This window comes from Rhodococcus sp. 15-725-2-2b, from assembly GCF_002259075.1.
Classification (GTDB): domain Bacteria; phylum Actinomycetota; class Actinomycetes; order Mycobacteriales; family Mycobacteriaceae; genus Rhodococcoides.
In genome coordinates, this window is sequence record NZ_NPFL01000022.1 from 23577 (window position 1) to 45822 (window position 22246).

The window sequence follows — 22246 nt, forward strand, 5'->3', positions numbered from 1 at the left end:
CCGCCTACCCTGTGAAGACCATGACGGGGCTCAGGCCCCAAATGGATACGGAAACAACGAAGTTGGCCACTACGATCACGACCAGGCTGGCGCGGATGGCACGGCCGGAAGCAATGCCGACCCCGGCGGGGCCGCCGCTGGCGAAGAAGCCGTAGTAACAGTGAATGACCGTCACGAGGACGCAGAACACGACCGCTTTGAGAACCGAGGTGCCCACCTCGGCGAAGCTGATGAACTGTGCGAAGTAGTGGTCGTAGGTGCCGGGTGACTCACTGTGAATCGTCTTGATGAGAAAAGCGCCGGTGAGAAAGCTGACCACCAACCCGAGCAGGTAGCTCGGCAACACGACCAGCAGGCCACCGATGATTCGAGTACCGACCACGAACGGTATCGCGCGGATGCCGAGCGCTTCGGTGGCATCGATCTCCTCCGAGATTCGCATGGATCCGATCTCGGCGGTCATCCGGCAGCCGGCTTGCGCCGCGAAGCCGATACCGGTGAGAATAGGGGCGATTTCACGAATGTTGGCAAAGGAACCGATGATTCCGCTCAACGCGCCGAAACCGAGTAGGTCCAGAGCGTCGTACGCCTCGGTCGCGATCACGGCACCGACCGCAACGCCGAGCATGACCAACAGACTGACGACTCCCCCATCCACGATGAGTGAGCCCCTGCCCCAGGCCATGGTGTTCATCGTCTTGAAGGTCTGCTGGCGGTAGTGCCGGATCGTCAACGGCAAGGACACGAACGCTCTGAATGTGAACAGCAGCACCCGCCCCACTCCCGACAACGCGTCGGACGTCTTGTCCGCCGCGAACACGAAAGGCTTGACGATCCGCTCTGCCGGGTAATATCTCGCGATTGTCATCTCAACCCAACTGTCCTTGGAAGAACATCGATCGGAATTGGCTGATCACCAGGTTGGCCAGGAAGATCGCCACGACGCTCAGCACCACGGACGCGTTGACTGCGTCGGCGACGCCTCGAGGTCCACCGCGTGCCTCGAGGCCACGGATCGACGCGATCAGCACCACCAGTGCGGCGAAGACGAAGGACTTGGCGATCGCGAACCAGATATCGGTGGGCGTGGTGAAGGCACCGAAGGATTGCCAGAAGCTGCCCGGCACAACGTCATTGGCATTGACTGCAATGAGGAGGCCGGCCGCCACACCCGCGGCGATGATGACCACGCACAACATGGGCGCGATGACGATCGTGGCGATGAATCGCGGCATGACCAGTCGCTGAACCGGGTCGATGCCCATGACCCGCATGGCGTCTATCTCTTCACGGATGGCTCGGGAGCCGAGATCGGAGGCTATGGCCGACGCCGCGGCACCTGCCATCAGCAAGCCCGCAGCCATCGGTGCTCCCTGACTCACCACGCCAAGACCCGACGCCGCACCGGCCAACGAACTTGCGCCGACCTGATTCATCAGACCGCCCACCTGAACCGACACTTCGGCACCGAGGGGCACCGCCATCAGAAGTGCAGGCAACATGGTGACCTTGAGTAGCAGCCACATCTCGTCGAGGACCTCGTCCACGGGAAACTTGCGTCTGGCGATGTCGGCGAACAGATGGCGAATCACCGATCCCGCCAGCAGAACAGCTCGTCCGATCGTTGCCGCCGACTGGGCAGGTGCCGTGTTGAGGTAGGTCCACACCGTGTGCAGCACACCGGCTCGGGCGGCGTTCGTACGTCGTTCGGCTTTCGAGACGCCGACGTCCGCGGTGGTCATCGAGTCGCCCCATGGGCGAAGGCCGGAGTGTCGTGGACAGTACGTTGGAAATTCATTGCGGCTTTGTGGTCCGTTCTGCATTGCGACTCGTTCGTACTGTGGCACTGAACCCCGACGGCCCAAAATGTTGTGGCGATCACACCGAAAGGGAGTGGAACCAATGTGACGTATTACTGACAAGGTGTCAACACCTTTGCGGGTAAATCTGCAATGTTTCGCTCCACTTGCAGGCTCAGAATCCTTGACATAGTGTCAATCAAATGATGCTTTCGGCCAGCTTGTCCGCTCCCATCGACTTGGACGCGGACCCCGGTGACGCAATGACGGCTACCATCGGCGACACGAATTATTTCCGGCGCGTCACTCGACCGAGAGCCCAGTGACAATGGCCATCAATACTGCCGATAACAAGCGCATGGACGGGTACGAGCGCCGCGAACAAATAATCAGCGTCGCGATGCGCCTGTTCGAGAAGGGTTTTTCGGAGGTATCGATAGGTGAGATCGCCGACGCTGCCGGCGTCGGGCGGCCCTTGATTCACCATTACTTTGGCACCAAGCGCGACCTCTACTTGGAAGTGGTCCGCAGGCTCTCGCACATCCCAGCCGTGGTGCCCGCCGGCATCAGAGGGGATTCGCTCGACGATCGAATCGAGGCCTCGATTGCCCGCTACCTCACCGTGGCATGGCGACACCGGAACATTTGGGTCTCGACCATTGCCATCGACTCGGGATCGAGCTCGGACGACGTCGGACGAATAATGCGCGAGGCGGATCAGCTCGCCGTGAGCAGGATGCTCGATGCGCTGGCAATTCGCGGCGACGGACCGAAGGAACAGAAACTGGCCGTTCACATGCTCGCGTACGGCGCGTTGGCAAAGCTGGCCAGCCGCTTGTGGCTCAAAGAACAATCGCTGACTCGCGACGAGGTTCAGCTGCTGCTGACGTCCACGTTGCGCACCATCGTGGTCGACGTCGCCGGTCTCGGCTGAGATGAGACCGGCGACGGTCGGTCAGCTGATGTTGCTTGCGTGCGTACTTACTTTCGCCACTGTTCTGTCACCCAACCTGTAGGCGGCGGTCGAACCCGGCCAGTTGGGAACCAGCACGGGTGGAACCCACAGCACCGCATAGGCGTTGGGAACTACGAACTGAGCGGCACGTGTTCGCGCACCCGGTGCGTGTTGCGCGATGCGCGCGGTCTCGATGATGCCCGCTACGTTGGGCTTGACGAACGAACTGAACAGCTGTGTCCCGCGCGTACTGCGTACGAATGCCGACAGAGCTCGATACGACAGTTTCACCGCCGTCTTGCTACCGAGCTTCGGGCGCCGGCCGATCGAGATGAGGGTGCGTTCTTCGGGTGTCATGATCGATATCGCGATGTCGGCCATGGCACGGAGTCCGAACATAGCCGGAAGCCGTAGGTGTGTCGGCAGATCGCCGATAGCGGTCCCACGGGAATAGCTACCGGACGCGAACGGCTCCAGAATTGCGCGGGCTTGCAGGCCCGAGGCGAATTTCACTCGTGCGTGCGCGAGGAAGTCGACCATCTGCCCGAAGGTGCTGGGCATGTGGTCGGGTTGAACCCCGAGCATGGCAGCGGGCACCTGTTGTTCGAGCACGAATTGGTCTCTGTCGACTGCGGAAAGCTCGCCGTAGAGCGCTTCGTACGCTTCTCGGAACGAGTCCACCAGCATCACCTGAGTCAGCGCCAGCTCGTACTCGGCGTGCGCTTGGTACGGATTACCCGTCATCGGCTCCATTCCAACGATACGAGTATGGGTTCTGTTGACCATCGCGCTGTAACGCGCAGCTTCTTCGACGGTGCCGTACGTCGCGCCGTATGTGTACATCGCAACGTGCTGAAAGCGCAGCATGGGGTCGTCGGCGAAGCTGTCGTGATCGACCGCCGCAGCTGCGAAATCGGGATGCAGTGTCAACAGCAGCGCTTCCCGAAGTAGGCCGATGAAGAACACTGCCGGGTCCTCCATGACTTTCCACGTCACGGAGCCAGGGCCGAGCGCCCAGTCGATTGGCGGCGCATCTTTCGCACGCGGTGCGGGCCTTGAGTTTGTTTTTTCGGTAAGGTTCGTCATCTCGCTCCATTCGATCGGTAGTCGGATTTTCGTGTCAGTCAGTAGATCGATGCCGTCGCGCCGCCCCCGTCGACTGCGAGCCGCACACCCGTGAGGTATTCGGCGGCCGAACCGGTCAGGAAACCGACCACAGCACCCACATCGGCAGGGGTGCACACGCGCCCGAAGGGGCTCGTCGCTGCCGTCGAGTCGAAGTCCGAACTCTCACCGCCCGCGCCGACCAACCGGCGGCCCATGTCGGTTGCCACCAGCCCCGGTGCAACGATGTTCACGTGCACCCCGTGCTCGCGTTCTTCGAGAGCAAGCACTTTGCACGCTGATTCCATGGCCTGCTTGGCAATCACGTACGGGCCTGTTGCGGGCGGGTGCGTTGCGGTGACTGCGCTCGATACCATCACGATGTCGCTACGATCGAGCGCCCGCATCCCCGGAAGCAAATGCTGGATGAGTGCGATGGGACCCCATGCGTGGACGGCCATCAGACGCCCGAACTCCTCAAGTGAGGTACGCGCAATCGAGCGACCGGTACTCGCGATACCGGCATTGCTCACGAAGAGGTCGACAACGCCCAAGGTCTCGGCAATCTGCTCTACCGCACCCGCAGCACTGTCCGTGTCCGCGACATCGAGCTGCAGTGCCATGGCGCGAACACCGGTTCTTCGGACCGCCGTCAGGACATCCTCGGCGTCTTCGGGCCGCCTGTTGTAGGTGATCGCCACATCGGCTCCCAGATGCGCCAACTCACGAGCGACGCCGGCACCGACACCCCGGGATCCGCCGGTGACCAACGCGGTACGACCTGCCAGAGTTGCCGGTCGAATGTCGACACTCATCGGCGTACCTCCCACTTCCGACCTCGGTGAACCGAGTCGCACTCGGCGGTCAAACGTGCGACTACACCGGCGATGACGAACGACATGACGGATTTCAACGCGAGACCGGACAGCATCGGACGTGGTTCGAACTCGACCGACCAGGTGAGCTGCGTTCCACCGCCGGCGAGCTCGGTGAAGTTCACGGCACCTCGATAGCGCACGAAGAGGTAGGGGCGCACGATCGTGTAGGTCTGGTAAGCCGCTGGATCCCAACCGATGATTAGCTCACGTATCCACACCTGCGCGGCTCCTACCCTTCGCACCGAGCCCACTCCGACGACACTGTCGGTTCCCCATCGCTCGAACCGAGATCGCGCGATGTACGGCCGTGCCCAGCGCGCCCAACCGTCGGCATCGGACAGTGTCTGCGCTACTACCGATACCGGAGCCACGGTGGTCGCCGAATGACTGAACTTCCTGGTTCGGCTCACGCGATGCCGCCCCGACGCCAGGAGTATCGCAGCCTGGTCATGATCTTCAACACCGGTATGGTGATCGCAGCACGATCGAGCAACATCCCGTTCATGCCGGGTATGCCGAACCGTTTGACCGCAACAGATTTCGTGCGACTGAACTCAAGCAATCCTTCGGCTCCGTGAATGCGGCCGTACCCACTCGATCCGATGCCGCCGAACGGCAGCGCAGGAATGCTGACGAAGGCCAGCACCGAGTTGATCGACACCATTCCGCATCGCAACTTGTCTGCGATGCGGTGGCCGTCGGACCTGGAGTACACGGCCGCACCCAGACCGAACTCGGTGCCGTTCGCGCGCGCGATGGCCTCTTCGATCGACTCCACGATCTTGACTGTCACCGTTGGCCCAAAGGTCTCCTCCTGCACTGCAGGTCCACTTTCGTCGGCCCCGAGCAGAACGATCGGATCGATCAGCCTGCCGTTGATTCGTTCGATCCCGCCCAGCGGGGTGGTGGCTCCCCCGGCGACCGCGGCATCAACGTGCAGACGAACGACCTCCGACTGTGCCTCCAACGTCATGGGGCCGTACGTGCATGACCCCGCAGTGCCGGCATGGGCATCCTTCAGACGTACTGTCAATGCCTCCATGAACCGTTCCGACACCGTTCGATCGACGTAGACCCGTTCCACGCCGACACACGTCTGCCCGCCGTTGCTGAACCCGCCCCAGGCGGCCGCGTCGGCAGCCGCCTCGACATCGGCATCGGCTGCGACGATCAAGGCGTCCTTGCCTCCGCATTCCATGACAACCGGCGTGAAGGTCTCGGCACACGCCGCACCGATGATGCGTCCGATGCGAGGAGATCCTGTGAACTCGAGCTTGTCGATATCGGACGCCACCAACGCAGCACCGGTGGTGCCACGACCGGTCACCAGGCTCAGCACTGCTGGGTCGAGCCCGGGATTGGCCCGACGAAACGCGTCCACGATCTCGCGTGCCGCACCGGTCGCGTACTCGCTCGGCTTGAGCACAACGGTGTTTCCCGCGGCCAACGCAGACGCAATGGGCGCGATGGGTGCGAAAACCGGGTAGTTCCACGGGCTGATGACGCCGACGACCCCGAATGGTTCGTGCTGTATTCGCGCTCCGAAATTTGCCATCAAGATTCCCGCCGAGACACGGCGCGGAGCCAGCACACGCGCAGCATGGTGTGCAGCCCAGTCGATGTGCTCGAGCGCGATGACGAGTTCCATGAACGCGTCATCGCGGGGTTTGCCGTTCTCGCGGTGAACGAGCTCGCTCAGGTCCGAGCTCACACGCGAAAGTTCACCGGCCCAGGCCGACAACGCTCGCTTGCGCTGAACGGCACCTCCCGCGGCCCAACGGTCCGCGGCCGAACGCGCATGCGCAACAACGTCATCGACAGTTGCCGAGTCCATGTCCGGGAAGCTCGCGATGACCACGCCGTCGGCCGGGGCATGCGAGTGGAACACCGCTGTTGATTCCGCGGTGTCGATGTCAGGTATCGCGAGCCTCATCGCACTGCCTCCACTGATGCGTACAACTCGTCGATGACATCGCCGTACTTCTCTGCGATGGGCCGACGACGCAGCTTCATGGTGGGGGTGAGCTCGGTCCCCCCGGGAACCCAGACGTCGGAGACGACGGTATAGCGCTTGATCTGCTCGATGCGGGCCAGCTGTGTGTTGGCTCGTTCGACCGCGGCCTCGATCTCGGCGACGACATCGGGGTGGGAGGCTACGGACTGCAGATCCAGTGGCGGCAGCCCCAGCGCCGCACCTCGCGCGTGCGCAACCTCCGGGTCCAGCACGATGAGCGCGGAGATGAACGGTTTGCCATCCCCGATCGCTACGGTCGACCCGATGATCGGGCTCTCGGCCTTGACTGCAGCTTCGACCCGTTGCGGGGAGATGTTCTTCCCGGATGCGGTGACAATGAGTTCTTTCTTCCGATCGACGATGGAGAGGTACCCGGCGTCGTCGAGCGATCCGATGTCGCCGGTGTGCAACCAGCCGTTCGTATCGATCGCTTCGGCAGTGCGTTCCGCGTCGTTGTGGTAGCCCCGCATCAGAATTGGCCCGCGCACTAAGATCTCACCGTCGTCGGCGAGTCGTAGCTCGACGCCACGCAGCGCTCGCCCGACTGTTCCTGTTCGCTGCTCGCCGACCGGGTTGATCGTCGCGACGGCACCTAGTTCCGTCATGCCCCAGACTTCGACGATCTCGATTCCCAATGCCTCCATGAATAGCAGCACGTGCGGAGGGGTCGGTGCTGCACCGACCATCAGCCAGCGCAGGTTCGCCAGACCCAGTGAGGCAACGATCGCGTTCAACACCGGCAGGGCCTTGGCATGTTGGGCCGCCAGATCGGCCGAGAGGGAATCGTTTTCGCGGCGGGCGAGAACGACTTGCTCGCCTACTCGAAGGGCAGAGGCGACGGCGTTGCGCTTTGCCTCGTCCGGCTCGGAAGCGAACTTTGCGGACAGTGCAGCGACGATTTTCTCGAGTACACGAGGAACAGTTCCCCAGATGTGCGGCGCGATGGTCTGCAGACCTGCCACCATTTGCTGTACGTCGGCGATACACACCACGTCCAGCCCGAACGTGACTCCGTTGTAATGGGTTCCCCAACGTTGCGCCGCGTGCGCCATCGGCATCGCCGACGGCACCCGATCGCCGGGCCGCATTTCCAGCCGCTCACCGGCAAGCATGATCTCTGCCATCATCGACCGGTGCGTCAACTCGACGCCCTTCGGCGTACCGGTTGTGCCCGAGGTGTAGATCAGTGTCAGCACGTCGTCGGGTTCGACCGCACGCCGGCAGGTATCGAAATCAAAACTTGTCGGACGATCAACTTCAGCGAGTGCCGAAGCCGACGGCTCGGCCTCACCGGTTGTGATCAATGGCGCCCGGCCGTTCACCGCCGAACGCAGAGTTGCAACGAATTTGGGCTCGCAGATCGCGAGGACGGGACGGCAATCGGCCACGATGTGTTCAATGTCGCGGGCCGGTGCGGTGTTGTACACCGAGCACGTGATCGCACCGAGGTGTGCGACCGCGAGATCGACGATGTGAAAAACGGGGCGGTTCTCGAACATCAGTAGCACCACATCGCCTCGGCGGACGCCCGATCCACTCAGCGCTGCGGCCGTATCGCGCACTGCCTCCAGGTATTGCTGGTAGGTATAGGACTCGGAACCATCCGGGGTGCTCAGCGCGCGCTGGTGCGGGTGCGCTTGCACGGTTCGCTCGAATGCCGAGCATAGGGTTGCAGGGCTGAGAACATGGGTGTCGACAGACATGGTTTCGGGCCTTTCGGACGGGGTGGTGTGCTCTGCCGCGGGCGTTCGGTCGTATTCGTCGGGAATGAATCGAGCCGTCGCTCGCGCGTAGGCCAGATGCGAGGCCGGCCACATCGCGGTCACCTTGCCGCTGGCGTTGGTGTACCAACCCGGGCAGCCATCGGTGAAAACGGTCTGTGCCATCTTCCCCTCAAGCCAGAGCTGGAACGTTGCGTTGGTCTTCGCACTCACCGCTATGGTCTGAACGTTCGCATCCTCGCGATATTCGAGCGCCTGCCGGATGTATGCGGCCTGCCGTTCAAGCAAGAACACGATGGTGTTGGTGATGCTGTTGGTGTTGGGCCCGAACAGCATGAAAAAATTGGGGAACTTGGGCACCGACATTCCTAGGTACGCGGTGGCTGCTTCGGTCCATTCGTCGTGCAGGTCGACGCCGCCCTCACCTATGACGGTCATCGGAGCGAGAAACTCGCTGGCTTTGAACCCGGTGCACCACACGATCACGTCGGCATCGATGTGGCGTCCGTCTGCCGTGAGCAAGCCGGTCGGATCGACCCTCGTCACGGCGGAACCGACAAGGTGCACATCGTCCCGGCCCAGTGTGGGATACCACTCGTTGGACAACAGCAGTCGATTGCACATGAGTTTGTAGTCGGGCACGGCTGCTTTCGCTTCCACCGGATCCGACAGGTTCTTGCGAATTGTCCTGATCAGCCACCACGACGAAAGGGCGCGCACCGGGTTTGCCAGCCGAAGCACCAGCGGGTAACGAGTTTCGTAGGCGAGAAACAGAATGTTGTGATGCAGTTTGCGCAGTGACGCCGAGCGACGCATCATGGCCGTCTGGACCTTGCTGGGGACGCGGCGGCTCTTCCACATGACCCAGTTCGGGGAGCGCTGCACGACCGTCAGGTCACCGACCACGTCGGCAATGGCTGGTACGAGTTGTACTGCACTGGCTCCACTTCCGACGACTGCGACCTTCTTGTCACGCAGATCGACATCACTGCGCCACTGGGCGGAGTGGAACGAATCACCCAGGAACGTTTCGAGCCCCTCGACGGACGGCATCTTCGGTCTGCTCAATTGGCCGGTTGCCATGATCACGACGTCGAACGTCTCGGTCGCCCCGGACTGCGACGTCACGGTCCATGTTCGGGTGGCGTCGTCGTACTCGGCAGCCGTGACCTCGGCGTCGAATCGGATATGGCGGGTGATGTCGAACTCGTCCGACACCCACTGCAAGTAGTCCCGAATCTCCGCCTGGGTGCCGAACAACGCAGACCAGTCGGGCTTGAGTGCATAGGAGAACGAGTAGATCGCCGAGGGCACGTCGCATGCTGCACCGGGGTAGGTGTTGTCGCGCCATACCCCGCCTACAGTCGATGCCCTCTCGAACAGCGTGATGTCGTCGAAGCCGGCACGTTTCAGCTCGATTGCTGCGGCGAGTCCGCCGAAGCCTGTTCCGACGATCGCGACCGAAGTGGCGATGCCCGAACGACGCATCGCTGATCGACTCTTTCCCTTGACTGCCATTTCGTCTCAACCGTTCACTTTTCAGGGTGGATTTTGAACACCCACCTCGCACCTGCAAAACCGCGGTGTGGATCGCCAGACGCAGTAGTTTGCACAGATTCAGGCTTTTGTTACTACGCAAAGCGCACTTTCGTCGCTAACTATGCTTCAGATCACGTGCCATGTCAAACATGCGCACTATAAGACGCCTCGTAGCACGCGATTTCCGTCGGATGGCGGCCGGAAGTAGGCTTGTGCACATAATCGGCGGACCGTCGACTCTCGAAGTCCGAATAGGAGACATGCGATGCTCACCCTGCGAGCCGACGTCGCACGGATCGCGCCGCCCGCGATGTCCCGTCAACCCCGAATAGGCACGGTCGAGCGCGGTTCACAGCTCGATGGTGGCGGCAAAGTGGATTCCATGGACCGAGTTCTGATCGGGCATCTGCTCGAGGACTGCCGCGCGACCAACCGCCAGCTCGCTACTGCGACCGGAATCAGCGAATCTGCGGTAAGCATTCGCCTAAAGAAACTGATGTCGTCGGGCAGTCTCATCTTCACCGCCCTGATCGACTGGGAGGTGGCAGGCTTCGACTGGTTCGTCATCGCTCGCCTCAAGACGAGGGGCTCGCCTACTCCCGTCGCGGCAGCGATCACGCAATTGGACAGCTGTGAGGCCGTAGCAGTGGTCGTGGGCGCGTACGACCTCGTCGCGTATTTCGTGGTCCGCGATCGCGCCGAACTGAACCAACTCGTCAACGATGATCTGCCTGCGATCGACGGACTGAGCGAGATCACCGCCGACATAGCCACCGAGACGGCAATCACCGATCGAGGCCGCCAGTTCTTCATGGCATACAACCCTGCGCCGATCCGATTACCCAACCCGTCACTGGAAATCGACGACCTGGACATTGCCGTGATGAAAGCCCTGTTGAACGACAGCCGACAGTCGTCTCGGGCGGTCGCGCGCGCACTCGGTGTTGCCGAGGGCACCATCCGCGCCCGCATCGAACGACTGGACAAAAGTGGCCTGTGCCGCATTGTCGCTATGGCGGAACCGATTTCGATGGGCTACGCAGGTGTGGTAGCGAACGTGACGCTCAGCGTCGAACGTTCGCGTCTCGCTTCGATCGCCGAACAACTCCTCACGTTGCCCGAGACAGTGTTCCTGGCAACTACGATCGGGCCCGCCGCCATGACCATGACGGTGACCGCACGCAGCCACACCGACCTAACCGACCTCGTGTCGCAGTGCGTCCGCTCGATCGACGGCGTCCTGGGCTCGGAGACACTACCGATGGTCGACGTCGTCCGCTTCAGTCCGTATCTCAAGCGTTTCACGTAGCGTCGTCCAGTGCAGACACTGGTCAGCGGAGGGCCACATCGACGGCACATCCACACCCGGCATGTCGGCCGAGCAGAACCTGAGCACACAGCGTCGGGTCGTCGACGAAGGACACGTGTCCGCCGCTCCGAACACGCACCTGACGAGCGCCGGGTAAGCGTCGGCTGACCTCTGATGATTGAGTAATGCAGGGCAACAATGCATCTCGTGTACCCCACACCACGTTGACCGGTATCAGTCCAAGGTTTCTGTGCGGTGAGAACGTGTACTCGCCGAACGACGCGAGCACGTCGTCGAATGCCGCGGCCGCCAGAAACGCCCGCGAGTCTTCGACCACCGAGTCGGCAGTCAACATATGGGTTTGCCCATAGAGCATTCCCGCTGCTGCAACGCGGCCCGGCCTCGATCGGGCAAGATGTGGCAGTAGCGGCTGCAGCGGCACCGCCGCTCGCCGTAACGACGACAGCGCTCCCCGACACCACGCTCGACCTGCCCGACCCCAGAAACCGATGGGCGCGAACGCCGTCACCGACTGCGCGAACCCGAGGTTTCCCAGTTCGAGGGCGATGGCACCCCCCAGCGAGTGACCCGCGACGTGCGGCTGTTCGATCCCCTGGTCCACGCACCACTCCGCCAACGCGCCGGCGTAGCCCGCCACCGTCGGTGTCACATCCCCCACATGGGTGCCGTTGAAGCCGGGAAGGTCGACAGCGATCACGTCGCGCTGCATAGTCAGTGCCGGTAGGAGTGGATCCCACACCTGTCTTCGGCTACCGATCCCGTGGATCAGCAACAGGGACTCGCCTGCACCGCCGCGGGTGAATGCCACGACACTCATGGGTACTCCTCACTGGTGGGTACTCGTCGGGGGGCGATCGACTCCGGGGCTGCGCGAGATAGTCGGCCGGGCGGTGCCGCACCGATGATCCGGACTGCAGCACCCGAACTCGTCACCGGCAGCCTGTTCAGGTGTACAACTCGCCTTTGTCTGCCTTCTCGATCAGGCTGGCCGGCGGCTCGAATCGAGCGCCGTACTTGTCGGCCAAGTAGCGAGTCCGCTCCACGAATCCCGCCAGTCCACCCTTGTAACCGTTGACGTACTGCATGACGCCACCGGTCCACGCCGGAAACCCGATGCCGAACACCGAACCGATATTGGCGTCGGGCACCGACCGCAGCACGCCCTCGTCGAAGCATTTGATCGTGTCGATGGCTTCGGCGAAGAGCATCCGCTCTTTCATGTCCTCGAACGGGATCTCGTATCCGTCCTTGGTGAAGTGCTCGCGAATCCCCGGCCAGATCTCGGTGCGCTTACCGTCCGCGTATGCGTAGAAACCGCCACCGGTCGAACGGCCCTTCCGGTCGTACTCGTCGATCAGGCGATCGACCACAGGTTCCGAACCGTGTGTCTGCCAACCAGTTCCGTCGGCGATTGCTGCCGCCTTGGTCTCCTCGCGAATCTTGCGAGGAAGGGTGAGCGTCAACTCGTCGTATAACTGCAGTGGAGCTGCCGGGTAGCCGGCCTGCAGGCCTGCCTGCTCGATCGACGACGGGTCGATGCCTTCGCCGACCATCGCGATAGCCTCATCGAGGAACTTGCCGATCACGCGACTGGTGAAGAACCCGCGACTGTCGTTGACGACGATCGGCGTCTTGCGGATCTGCTGCGAGATGTCGATGGCCTTGGCCAGCGTGGCATCGGATGTCTGGTCTCCGACGATGATCTCGAGCAGGTTCATCTTGTTGACCGGCGAGAAGAAATGGAGACCGACGAAGTCTGCCGGCCGGCTGACGTTCTGTGAGAGTCCACTGATCGGCAGAGTGGAGGTATTCGAGCCGAGAACGGCATCGGGTGCGAGGTACTGCTCGATCTCCTTGAACACCGACGCCTTCAAAGCCGGGTCCTCGAACACGGCCTCGATCACGAGGTCTGCACCGTCGGCATCCTCCGGCTTGTCCGTGGGATGGATCCGTGCGAGCAGCGCATCGGCGTTCTCACGTGTCATGGTTCCGCGGGCGACCGCTTTGTCCACGATCTTGACCGAATAGGCCTTGCCCCGCTCCGCGGATTCGAGCGAGACGTCTTTGAGCACGACGTCGATGCCGGCCTTGGCGCAGACATGGGCAATGCCCGCGCCCATCATTCCTGCACCCAGCACAACTGCCTTGTGCGCTGTGTGGTTCGGGTACCCGTCGGGACGAGACCCGCCCGAGTTGATGTGCTGCAGATCGAAGAAGAACGCCTGGATCATGTTCTTGGCGACCTGACCGGTCGCCAGTTCGGTCAGGTAGCGCGACTCGATGGTGGACGCGGTGTCGAAGTCGACCTGCGAACCTTCGACGGCGGCAGCCACGATCGCCTGAGGCGCAGGGAGATTGGTCCCCCGTGTCTGCTTGCGGATATTGGCTGGCAGGGCAGGAAGGTTGGCGGCGAATGCCGGAGTGGACGGTGTTCCGCCGGGGATTCGGTAGTCCTTGACGTCCCACGGAGCGGCGGCTTCGGGGTTCGCCTCGATCCAGCTCACGGACTTGCTGATCAGTTCTTCTGGCGAGGCCGCAGTATCGTCGATCAGGCCCACCTCGGCGGCGCGCTCGGCACTGTACTTCTGGCCCTGGAGAAGGACTTTGGTCAGCGCTTCGGTGATGCCGAGGAGGCGGACAGTGCGGGTGACGCCGCCGCCGCCGGGGAGGAGTCCCAGACCGACCTCGGGCAAACCGATCTGTGTTCCTTTACCGGACAGCGCCACGCGGTGATGGCACGCCAACGCGATCTCGAGTCCGCCGCCGAGTGCGGCGCCGTTGATGGCGGCAACGACCGGCTTGCCGAGCTTCTCGAGTCGTCGGAGATCGGCTTTGATTCCTTCGGCCGATCGGAAGAAGCTTTCGCTCTGCTCGGGGGTAACTGCCAGTAGATCGTTGAGGTCGCCACCGGCGAAGAACGTCTTCTTCGCCGACGTCAGGATCACACCGGTCACGGATTCACGCTCGGCCTCGAGACGGTCGACCGTGGCTTTCATGGAGGTGATGTATGCGGCGTTCATCGTGTTCGCGCTCTGGTTCGGGTCGTCCATGGTCAGGACGACAATGCCGTCCGGCCTCGATTCCCATTTGATGGCGTTCTGGTCGGTCATGTGTTCGCTTTCTCGAGAATGGTCTGAACTAGTGGCTCCGCGGAGACTTCGGATGTGACTAGACGCGTTCGATGAGCGTGGCCACGCCCATTCCGCCGCCGATGCAGAGGGTGATTACCGCGCGGCGCGCGTCCCGCCGCTCGAGCTCGTCGACCATGGTGCCGACGATCATCGCGCCCGTTGCTCCCAGCGGGTGACCCATTGCGATGGCCCCGCCGTTGACGTTGAGCTTCTCGTCGGGGATGTTCAGGTCCTTCTGATACTTCAGGACGACTGACGCAAATGCCTCGTTGATCTCGAACAGGTCGATGTCGTCGACGCCGAGTCCAACGTGCGCGAGCAACTTCTGGGTTGCCGGCGTCGGCCCGGTCAGCATGATGGTCGGGTCTGCGCCCGAGGTGGCCGTGGCCACCACTCGCGCCCTCGGGGTCAGTCCGAGGTCCGAGCCTGCCCGTTCACTGCCAATCAGCACCAGGGCTGCACCGTCGACGATTCCCGAGGAATTTCCGCCGTGGTGGACGTGTTCGACTTTTTCGACCGAGTGGTATTTCTGCTGCGCGACGGCGTCGAACCCGCCGAGCTGACCGGCAGTGGCAAATGACGGCTTGAGCTTCCCCAGGCCCTCCAACGTGCTGTCCGGACGCATGTGCTCGTCGTGGTCGAGAACCACGATCCCGTTCTGATCGTGTACCGGCACAACTGATTTGGAGAAGTATCCGCCGGCCCAGGACTTCGCGGCGAGTTCTTGGGAACGCAGTGCGTAGGAGTCGACGTCCTCGCGGGTGAAGCCCTCGATCGTGGCAATCAGGTCGGCTCCGATTCCCTGCGGAACGAAGTAGGTAGCGAAGTTGGTGGCAGGGTCCATGGCCCAGGCTCCGCCGTCCGAACCCATGGAAACTCGCGACATCGATTCGACGCCACCACCGATCACCAGCTGCTCGAACCCGGAGCGCACCTTCTGCGTGGCGAGATTGACCGCTTCGAGTCCGGACGCACAGAACCGATTGAGCTGAAACCCGGCAACAGTGTGCGGCAGGCCTGCGGCAAGTGCAGCCGTTCGAGCGATGCACGATCCCTGGTCGCCGATCGGCGTCACCACTCCGAGAATAATGTCCTCGATCGCTTCCGGGTCCAGACCGGTGTTCCTGCTGCGTAATTCGTTGATCAGGCCGACCACCAACGACACAGGCTTGGTGCCGTGCAGCGACCCATTGGACTTACCGCGACCGCGCGGGGTGCGGATCGCGTCGTAGATGAATGCTTCGGTACTCACGCTGTTGTTTGCCTTTCGGAAATGAAATGTCAGAGGGTGCGTGCGATGAGTTCTTTCATCACTTCGTTCGCGCCGGCGTAGATGCGCTGGATACGCGCGTCGGCGTACATATGCCCGATCGGATACTCGGTGGTGTACCCGTACCCCCCATGAAGCTGCAGGCATCGATCGACCACGATGCATTGCTGATCGGTGAGCCAGTACTTCACCATCGCCGCAGTGGACACGTCGAGCTCACCACGAAGATGTTTCTCGATGCACTCGTCTAGAAAGCTGCGTGAGACTCGAGCGAGGGTGGCGCATTCGGCCAGCTCGAATCGTGTGTTCTGCAGATCGAACAACGAATTGCCGAATGCCTGACGGCTCTTGGTGTATTCGACGGTCAGCTCCACCGCGCGTTCCATAGCAGTCACCGCAGCGATGCCGCAAATGAGGCGTTCCTGTGCCAGTTGGGTCATCAACTGCTTGAAGCCTTGGCCCTCGCCCGGACCGAGCAGGTTGGTGGCCGGGACGCGCAGATCGTCGAAGAAGAGCTCGGTGGTGTCCTGGCCCTTCTGCCCGATCTTGTCAATGATGCGACCGCGCGTGAATCCCTCAGTCGAATCGTCGACCTCGGCGACGATGAGGGAGACACCTGCTGCACCTGCTTCGGGGTCGGTCTTGACGGCAATGACGATCAGATCGGCGTTGTGCCCGTTCGATATGAAAGTCTTTGCACCGCTGATCAAGTAATCGTCACCGTCGCGCACCGCACGGGTCTTGATCCGCTGCAGGTCCGAGCCGGTTCCCGGCTCCGTCATGGCGATAGCGGCCACCCACTCCCCCGAGGCGAGCTTCGGCAACCAGCGCTGCTTCTGCTGTTCGGATCCGTAGGCCAAGAAATAGTGCGGGACGATGCCGGCGTGCACTCCGAGGTGCATCGAATTGTCCCCGCCGAATACCTGCTCGGAGAACAGCACCGCTTCGTGCGCGAAAGTGCCGCCGCCGCCGCCGTATTCCTCCGGAACCGACATGCACAACAACCCGAGGTCTCCGGCTCGTCGGTAGAGGTCCTTGTCCGGAAATCCCTGTTGTGCGAATCGCGCTTGGTGGGGCTCGACCTCCTTGGCGAAAAACGACCGCGCCAAGTCCGCCACCGCGTCCAGTTCCTCGTCCATCCACGACGGCCTCATCCGCGCGAACCCTTGAATAACTGTCATGTTGACCTCCTGTTAACGAGAATGTCCAGTTCAAATTCCTAATTCCGGCTCGATCATGTCCTTTGTATTGACACTCTGTCAACAGAAGAGCATGCTTCGGGTCACATACGAAAGGGTTCATCGATGCGTGAGTACGAACAGATCAAGTATTCGGTCGACGGTCCGGTTGTGACCGTCTCGCTGAACAGACCCGCTGCACGAAATGGGTACACCGTCATGATGTCCAAGGAGCTCGCCGACGCATTCGCTGTTGCGGACAGCGACGACTCCGTGCGGGTGGTCGTGTTCACCGGTGAAGGAAAAGATTTCTGCGTCGGTGCCGATCTCTCGGGCGGATCCTTCGACACGACGGGCGACGCCGATCTCGATGAGACGTTCCTTGAGCCCGCCGGACAGTGCTCGATGCAGATTTTCCGCATGAACAAGCCGGTGATCGCGGCCATACGAGGTGTAGCCGTCGGGGCAGGTTCGAGCATCCTCCTGTCCGCCGACTTCAGGCTTGCAGCAGAGGACGCACGGTTCGGATTCGTCTTCACCCGTCGCGGAATCGTGCCCGAGGGTGCATCGACATGGTTCCTACCCCGCTTGGTCGGTCTACCCACGGCCGTCGATTGGATGATCTCGGGCCGGGTGTTCGGTGCCGAGGAGGCCCGCGCCGCCGGCCTCGTTACCGAAATCCAGCCTGAGGGTCGGTTACTGGCACGCGCATACGAAATCGCCCATGAGCTGGTCGCTAACACTGCGCCCGTCTCGGTCGCGATCACCCGACAATTGCTGTATCGGATGAGCTCACAAGATCTACCGTTCTCGACCCAGCTGTTGCACTCGAAACTTATCGCAAACGTGCTGACCACCGCGGACGCAGCCGAGGGCGTCACCTCGTTCCTCGAACGGCGTCGGGCGAATTTTCCCGGAAAGGTCAGTGCGGACCTGCCGAGCTTCTTGCCCTGGGTCGAAAGCCCCGCAGACGAGATGGCTTGACTTCGATCGGTTCACCGGTTCACCGATTCACCGACGCGCACGGTGAGTCCGAGGTCCTTCGGTCGTACCTCGCCCTGACAGCGTCGAATTCAAGTTCCAGCAGAAAGGTTGCCAGTTAAATGGGAGTCGAGGTTTCGGTCGAAGGATTGACCAAGTCTTTCGGTGTACAGAAGATTTGGCAGGACGTGACGTTGACCCTGCCGAAGGGTGAAGTCAGTGCGCTCCTCGGTCCTTCCGGTACCGGTAAGTCGGTCTTCCTGAAGTCCTTGATCGGCCTGCTGCGTCCCGAGCAGGGCAAGATTTTCATCGACGGAACCGACATCCTGCAGTGCTCCTCGCGTGAGCTCTACGAGATCAGGACGCTGTTCGGGGTGCTGTTCCAGGACGGTGCGCTGTTCGGTTCGATGAACCTCTACGACAACGTCGCGTTCCCGCTGCGGGAGCACACGAAGAAGTCCGAGTCCGACATCCGCAAGATCGTCATGGAGAAGCTAGAGCTGACAGGTCTGCTCGGCGCAGAAGACAAGCTGCCCGGCGAGATTTCCGGTGGTATGCGCAAGCGCGCCGGCCTTGCCCGCGCTCTCGTGCTCGATCCCGAGATCATTCTGGTCGACGAGCCCGACTCCGGCCTCGATCCTGTTCGCACCACGTACATCTCGCAGACTCTGATCGACATCAACGCCGAGATCGATGCCACGATCCTGATCGTCTCGCACAACATCAACCTGGCTCGGACGGTGCCCGACAACATCGGCATGCTGTTCCGTCGTCAGCTGGTGATGTTCGGTCCACGTGAGGTGCTTCTCACCAGTGACGAGCCGGTGGTCAAGCAGTTCCTCAACGGAACGATGATCGGTCCGATCGGCATGTCGGAGGAGAAGGACGAGGCGCAGATGGCGCAGGAGCAGGCGATGGTCGACGCCGGGCACCACGCCGGTGGCGTCGACGACGTGGAAGGCATCGTGCCGCAGATGAAGGCGACTCCCAGTACCCCCGTGCGCCAGGCCGTTGGACGCAGGCAGGAGCGCGTGCGTCAGATCATGCACACGCTGCCGCACAACGCGCAGGTCGCCATTCAGGAAAGCCTCGACACCACCGATCCCGGTCAGCGTTACCCCGCCTATGCAGATCAGCAACAATGCAGCGGGCGAACCGGGGAGACCCGATAGTTGAAAGCAAACGGCCTGTCTGCCTTTGTCGTTCAAAGTTTCCGACTGCTCGAGTCGGCGTCGAAGACAGCCTGTCCGGTCGAGATGAGGACGCCGCCGCAAATCAAGACCAATGTGGCACGGTCGATCTCGAGTATCCCACGAGCCCACGCAGCGATTGGTTCGGCAATTGCAGCGATGCCTGCCATGCAGGCGATGCTGAGGCGAGTACGGTTCCCGTTCGTTGTCCACAGGTCGCTTGCGTGTTGCTCCAGCGACGTGCTGAGGTTGCGCGCAAGTACGTACCGCATCCGGGAAAGCGTGCCGTTCTGCTCGGAATTGACAGCAATTCGCCGAAACCGGGTGTCCGAGGTGAATTGATCGAGTATCGACCCCACGGCCGCAGAACTCCTGGCCGCTGGCGTAGTAGCCGCGCCGATGGCGGCTGACAGGTCTGCGGCGATATCTTTCGCCGTTGCGTCGAAGATCGAGTCGAGTAGCGCGGTACGGTCAGCAAAACTTTCATAGAAGTACCTCTCGGTGAGACCAGCATGCGAACACACCGCCGTCACTGTGAGTTGTTGCGCCGGTTGTCCTGCGAGAAGGTCCAGGCCGGCATCGAGTAGCCGCGATCTTCTTTCCGAGCGGCGCTCTTCGGCACGAACCCCGCCGTACTTCCTCGGTCCACTCATTCGAGCCTCCTTCTTCGCAACTCGTTGTCGGCTTATCTTGACGGCCCGAACTGCTTGGCGCGGAGCGTAGTTCGTCAGGATCCAACAGTGTCGTCTTGCCCGTTGAATTCTGACAGATTGTCTGTCAGAATTGGCGGCGATACCGCCACGAGCGTTCAGAATGAAGGGCGTGCCCTCAACGCTGGTATCTGTCGCCCTTGTGCTCGTGGGGTAGCTAACCGTACAGGCGGATTTCGTCCGAGTCCCATCTCGACGCCGGCCAGCTCCACGCGACTGCGCGCCTTCGCCGCGTCCGATCCGGCGCGCCACAGACGGCAGGAACCCTTTTACACCCACCGCAATTCCTGGATTCTATGGAAGGAAGCCTATCGTGATCCTGGCCAACGCTCCCGTCATGCCGATACGGGACTCCCCCGATACAGCCTTGCTCATCTACACGATCCTGATGGTGTTGATCACCGTCTCGTTCGCGCTCTGGTGGTTGTTCTCTCCACGCGAAAGACGCATCGGGCCCGCCCTGCCGTTGATCCTCGTGGGCGGGATGATCTCAGGCTTGATGGAGTCGTGGCTCGACAACCTGGTTCTCGTCGGCTATCCGCCAATACAGGGACTACCAGTCCTCGAATCCTTTGGCCGAGCCGTCCCCATATTCGTGCCCATCGGATACGGATGGTTCTGCGGCGGACTGATCTACGTCGTCGCACGACTTTTCGAGCGGTCCGTCAGCACCGGCAAGGTCTGGAAAATCTATGCGCTCGTCGTGATCGTCGACTTCATCGCAATCGGATTGTCCTCCTGGATAGGAATTTTGGAGTTCTTCGGTGACCCGCCGATGAAGATTGCGGGGTACCCGATCTGGTGGGGCGGCATTGACGCCCTCGACGTCGTGCTGGGTGGCTCTCTGGTGTTCGTACTTCTGAGATTGCTGCGAGGGGCTCACCAGCTGTGGCTGGTGCTTGTGCCCTCGATCGCATTGGGAGCGGCGGCCGGAATAGTCGGGTGGCCTATCACTATCGCGCTGAACTCCGGCTGGTCGACAGGTCCGAAATACCTCGCCGCCTTCGCGTCGATCGCCTTCAGTTTGACGTGCGTCCACTTCCTAGCGTCCACGCTGCCGGGTCTTGCGCGGCTCATGACCCAGCCTATGCGCAGCGGCACCGATCCGGCCGTGACGACCACTTCCTAACGACCGCGTATCGAACACGAATCAATCGCCCGCACAGTGCTCGTGCACACCCATCCGGGGGTGGCTTGCGGTTCAACCGCCGTTGATTGCGGCGTCCGCACTTGTTCGCAGGGCTGAGCGTTGTCTGCGGTGTTACCTTGGGTACGCCCCGACAGCGCTCAGCCCTGGTCGAAGGAAGGCTCCTGCACCGCCTGCAGTCAGCCATCCGGGGAACCTCGTTGATCCCCAGCGGTATTGGGCGAGGCCGACGTTGCAATCGGCGTTGGGTGTCGAGTACTTCCCATGAAGTCGGGTGAGTCGGGCAAGATACGCACTGAGCGTGGTCCGCTGCCAGGTGCGGTCAGTTCGGCGGTCCGTCACGACTGGGTCGATGGTCGCACCCACCTTTTCGACGAGTACGACTGCAACATGATGCAACTCGACATATTCGTTGCCCCAGGCCTAGAGCGTAACGATGGCCGCCGGGTGGATTCGCGGCCGCGTCCCGTCGGTACGTACTCGAAGCGCACCGACCGTTGACTGCGCTGCCGTCGGTCCGAGGCTCTGTGCCAGTCAAATAGCTCCACATCGCGTACCCGGAGAAGTAGGCGCTGTCCAACGCGTTCCATGGGGTATCCAATCATGGCCGAAGAACGCCGAACGGGGATCGAGCCGCTCCACGATCAAGTCGCCATCGAGTGTCTCGATGGTGTTGCGGCCGGGGCGAAAGGACGAGCGTCTGTCGGCCTCTGCCGGGGTGATGTAGCCCGTCTGTTCGTGCATGTTCACCGGAGCGCGCACAACACTTCCGCCTGCACTCTGATCTGTTTTTCTCTCGAGCAGCTCACTGCTACTGAGCACATCGGCTTCGACTGTCTTGAATTGCTTCCAGCGCTTGAGTCCTCCGTGCGCCTCGATAACCCGGTCCACAGCGTGGTCATGTATTCCTCGGATCTGTTGATGGCGTGAACGGGCGAGGCACCGTGCCCGATTCGTGGCGATATGCCTACGAAGCATTGCGATTGGTCCGATCTTTACTGGGGCAGCCCAGCCGCCCCCGGCGTTGCCGCCGCCGTCAAGGTGCGGGTGTGAGGTCGGTTGTCGACGAAGAACACCGTCGTACGGCACCTGCAACGAAAAGCACCGCGATGATGGACAGGTCGGTATCGACGCCGGAGGTGAACGCAGAACCCATTGCTGCCGAGACGCTTTCGCCGACATCACCGACCTATGAGCGGCTCTCGCTCATAGGTCGTTCGACAGCAAGTCGAGTTTCGACGCTTCCCCCCCCCCGGATCGGCGAGCTCTATGGGTAGACGATGTGCCACAGCTGGCGTC

At 61.9% G+C, this 22246-nt stretch carries 18 protein-coding genes; 6 read left to right on the forward strand and 12 right to left on the reverse strand.

The window, feature by feature from the left end:
* Positions 1-4: 4 nt before the first annotated feature.
* Positions 5-868: an ABC transporter permease gene (locus CH306_RS25895; RefSeq protein WP_094648216.1), complete on the reverse strand. Its 864-nt coding sequence runs from the start codon at positions 866-868 to the stop codon at positions 5-7.
* A gap of 1 nt (position 869) precedes the next feature.
* Complete coding sequence (locus CH306_RS25900) at positions 870-1742, reverse strand: MlaE family ABC transporter permease (protein ID WP_094648217.1); 873 nt, start codon at positions 1740-1742, stop codon at positions 870-872.
* 385 nt (positions 1743-2127) lie between these two features.
* Between CH306_RS25900 and CH306_RS25905 the strand changes: the two genes are divergently transcribed.
* The gene (locus CH306_RS25905; protein WP_094648218.1) at positions 2128-2733 is read left to right on the forward strand and encodes a TetR/AcrR family transcriptional regulator; all 606 of its coding nucleotides are present in this window, start codon (positions 2128-2130) and stop codon (positions 2731-2733) included.
* Positions 2734-2754: 21 nt separating this feature from the next.
* Here the strand turns inward: CH306_RS25905 and CH306_RS25910 are convergent, their stop codons facing one another.
* The 5 genes from CH306_RS25910 to CH306_RS25930 all read right to left on the reverse strand — a co-directional run bounded on the left by CH306_RS25910 (position 2755) and on the right by CH306_RS25930 (position 9989).
* Complete coding sequence (locus tag CH306_RS25910) at positions 2755-3750, reverse strand: oxygenase MpaB family protein (protein WP_179272966.1); 996 nt, start codon at positions 3748-3750, stop codon at positions 2755-2757.
* A 128-nt stretch (positions 3751-3878) separates the two neighbouring features.
* The gene (locus CH306_RS25915) at positions 3879-4673 is read right to left on the reverse strand and encodes an SDR family NAD(P)-dependent oxidoreductase (RefSeq protein WP_094648220.1); all 795 of its coding nucleotides are present in this window, start codon (positions 4671-4673) and stop codon (positions 3879-3881) included.
* A complete protein-coding gene (locus CH306_RS25920) occupies positions 4670-5146 on the reverse strand; it encodes an SRPBCC family protein (RefSeq protein ID WP_179272965.1) in 477 nt (158 codons plus the stop codon). The genes CH306_RS25915 and CH306_RS25920 overlap by 4 nt, the downstream gene beginning before the upstream one ends.
* On the reverse strand, positions 5143-6669 hold the full coding sequence (locus CH306_RS25925; protein WP_094648222.1) for an aldehyde dehydrogenase family protein: 1527 nt from the start codon (positions 6667-6669) through the stop codon (positions 5143-5145). Before CH306_RS25925 ends, CH306_RS25920 begins: the two co-directional genes overlap by 4 nt.
* Positions 6666-9989: an AMP-binding protein gene (locus tag CH306_RS25930; protein ID WP_094648223.1), complete on the reverse strand. Its 3324-nt coding sequence runs from the start codon at positions 9987-9989 to the stop codon at positions 6666-6668. The genes CH306_RS25925 and CH306_RS25930 overlap by 4 nt, the downstream gene beginning before the upstream one ends.
* A gap of 286 nt (positions 9990-10275) precedes the next feature.
* On the opposite strand from CH306_RS25930, the gene CH306_RS25935 reads away from it, so the two are divergent.
* On the forward strand, positions 10276-11319 hold the full coding sequence (locus CH306_RS25935; RefSeq protein ID WP_094648224.1) for an Lrp/AsnC family transcriptional regulator: 1044 nt from the start codon (positions 10276-10278) through the stop codon (positions 11317-11319).
* A 22-nt stretch (positions 11320-11341) separates the two neighbouring features.
* On the opposite strand, the gene CH306_RS25940 is transcribed toward CH306_RS25935, so the two are convergent.
* The 4 genes from CH306_RS25940 to CH306_RS25955 form a co-directional block, all read right to left on the reverse strand.
* On the reverse strand, positions 11342-12157 hold the full coding sequence (locus CH306_RS25940; protein WP_094648225.1) for an alpha/beta hydrolase: 816 nt from the start codon (positions 12155-12157) through the stop codon (positions 11342-11344).
* 127 nt (positions 12158-12284) lie between these two features.
* Positions 12285-14450 (reverse strand): 3-hydroxyacyl-CoA dehydrogenase NAD-binding domain-containing protein, encoded by a 2166-nt coding sequence (locus tag CH306_RS25945; protein ID WP_094648226.1) that lies wholly within the window; start codon positions 14448-14450, stop codon positions 12285-12287.
* A 58-nt stretch (positions 14451-14508) separates the two neighbouring features.
* Positions 14509-15723: an acetyl-CoA C-acetyltransferase gene (locus CH306_RS25950; RefSeq protein WP_094648227.1), complete on the reverse strand. Its 1215-nt coding sequence runs from the start codon at positions 15721-15723 to the stop codon at positions 14509-14511.
* A gap of 29 nt (positions 15724-15752) precedes the next feature.
* Positions 15753-16922, reverse strand: coding sequence for an acyl-CoA dehydrogenase family protein (locus tag CH306_RS25955; RefSeq protein ID WP_256981258.1), 1170 nt, complete (start codon positions 16920-16922; stop codon positions 15753-15755).
* A gap of 123 nt (positions 16923-17045) precedes the next feature.
* Here CH306_RS25955 and CH306_RS25960 point away from each other — a divergent pair, with 123 nt between their 5' ends.
* Complete coding sequence (locus tag CH306_RS25960; RefSeq protein WP_094648229.1) at positions 17046-17903, forward strand: enoyl-CoA hydratase-related protein; 858 nt, start codon at positions 17046-17048, stop codon at positions 17901-17903.
* Positions 17904-18022: 119 nt separating this feature from the next.
* Positions 18023-19072 carry an ABC transporter ATP-binding protein gene (locus CH306_RS25965; RefSeq protein WP_094648230.1) on the forward strand — a complete coding sequence of 350 codons (1050 nt, stop codon included), beginning with the start codon at positions 18023-18025 and terminating at the stop codon, positions 19070-19072.
* Positions 19073-19104: 32 nt separating this feature from the next.
* On the opposite strand, the gene CH306_RS25970 is transcribed toward CH306_RS25965, so the two are convergent.
* Positions 19105-19743 (reverse strand): TetR family transcriptional regulator, encoded by a 639-nt coding sequence (locus CH306_RS25970; RefSeq protein WP_143545421.1) that lies wholly within the window; start codon positions 19741-19743, stop codon positions 19105-19107.
* A 370-nt stretch (positions 19744-20113) separates the two neighbouring features.
* On the opposite strand from CH306_RS25970, the gene CH306_RS25975 reads away from it, so the two are divergent.
* Both CH306_RS25975 and CH306_RS25985 read left to right on the forward strand, forming a co-directional pair.
* Entirely contained in the window at positions 20114-20929 is an 816-nt protein-coding gene (locus tag CH306_RS25975) for a hypothetical protein (protein ID WP_094714400.1), read from the forward strand.
* Positions 20930-21550: 621 nt separating this feature from the next.
* Complete coding sequence (locus CH306_RS25985) at positions 21551-21877, forward strand: hypothetical protein (RefSeq protein ID WP_143545420.1); 327 nt, start codon at positions 21551-21553, stop codon at positions 21875-21877.
* Positions 21878-22246: the final 369 nt, after the last annotated feature.

What these genes read in the sequence shown, in the direction of transcription:
- CH306_RS25985 (WP_143545420.1), top strand. Translation starts at nt 21,551, where the DNA reads ATGGCCGAAGAACGCCGAACGGGGATCGAGCCGCTCCACGATCAAGTC.
- CH306_RS25960 (WP_094648229.1), top strand. Translation starts at nt 17,046, where the DNA reads ATGCGTGAGTACGAACAGATCAAGTATTCGGTCGACGGTCCGGTTGTG.
- CH306_RS25945 (WP_094648226.1), bottom strand. Translation starts at nt 14,450, where the DNA reads ATGACCGACCAGAACGCCATCAAATGGGAATCGAGGCCGGACGGCATT.
- CH306_RS25900 (WP_094648217.1), bottom strand. Translation starts at nt 1,742, where the DNA reads ATGACCACCGCGGACGTCGGCGTCTCGAAAGCCGAACGACGTACGAAC.
- CH306_RS25905 (WP_094648218.1), top strand. Translation starts at nt 2,128, where the DNA reads ATGGCCATCAATACTGCCGATAACAAGCGCATGGACGGGTACGAGCGC.
- CH306_RS25935 (WP_094648224.1), top strand. Translation starts at nt 10,276, where the DNA reads ATGCTCACCCTGCGAGCCGACGTCGCACGGATCGCGCCGCCCGCGATG.
- CH306_RS25925 (WP_094648222.1), bottom strand. Translation starts at nt 6,669, where the DNA reads ATGAGGCTCGCGATACCTGACATCGACACCGCGGAATCAACAGCGGTG.
- CH306_RS25940 (WP_094648225.1), bottom strand. Translation starts at nt 12,157, where the DNA reads ATGAGTGTCGTGGCATTCACCCGCGGCGGTGCAGGCGAGTCCCTGTTG.
- CH306_RS25895 (WP_094648216.1), bottom strand. Translation starts at nt 868, where the DNA reads ATGACAATCGCGAGATATTACCCGGCAGAGCGGATCGTCAAGCCTTTC.
- CH306_RS25915 (WP_094648220.1), bottom strand. Translation starts at nt 4,673, where the DNA reads ATGAGTGTCGACATTCGACCGGCAACTCTGGCAGGTCGTACCGCGTTG.
- CH306_RS25955 (WP_256981258.1), bottom strand. Translation starts at nt 16,922, where the DNA reads ATGACAGTTATTCAAGGGTTCGCGCGGATGAGGCCGTCGTGGATGGAC.
- CH306_RS25930 (WP_094648223.1), bottom strand. Translation starts at nt 9,989, where the DNA reads ATGGCAGTCAAGGGAAAGAGTCGATCAGCGATGCGTCGTTCGGGCATC.
- CH306_RS25970 (WP_143545421.1), bottom strand. Translation starts at nt 19,743, where the DNA reads ATGAGTGGACCGAGGAAGTACGGCGGGGTTCGTGCCGAAGAGCGCCGC.
- CH306_RS25965 (WP_094648230.1), top strand. Translation starts at nt 18,023, where the DNA reads ATGGGAGTCGAGGTTTCGGTCGAAGGATTGACCAAGTCTTTCGGTGTA.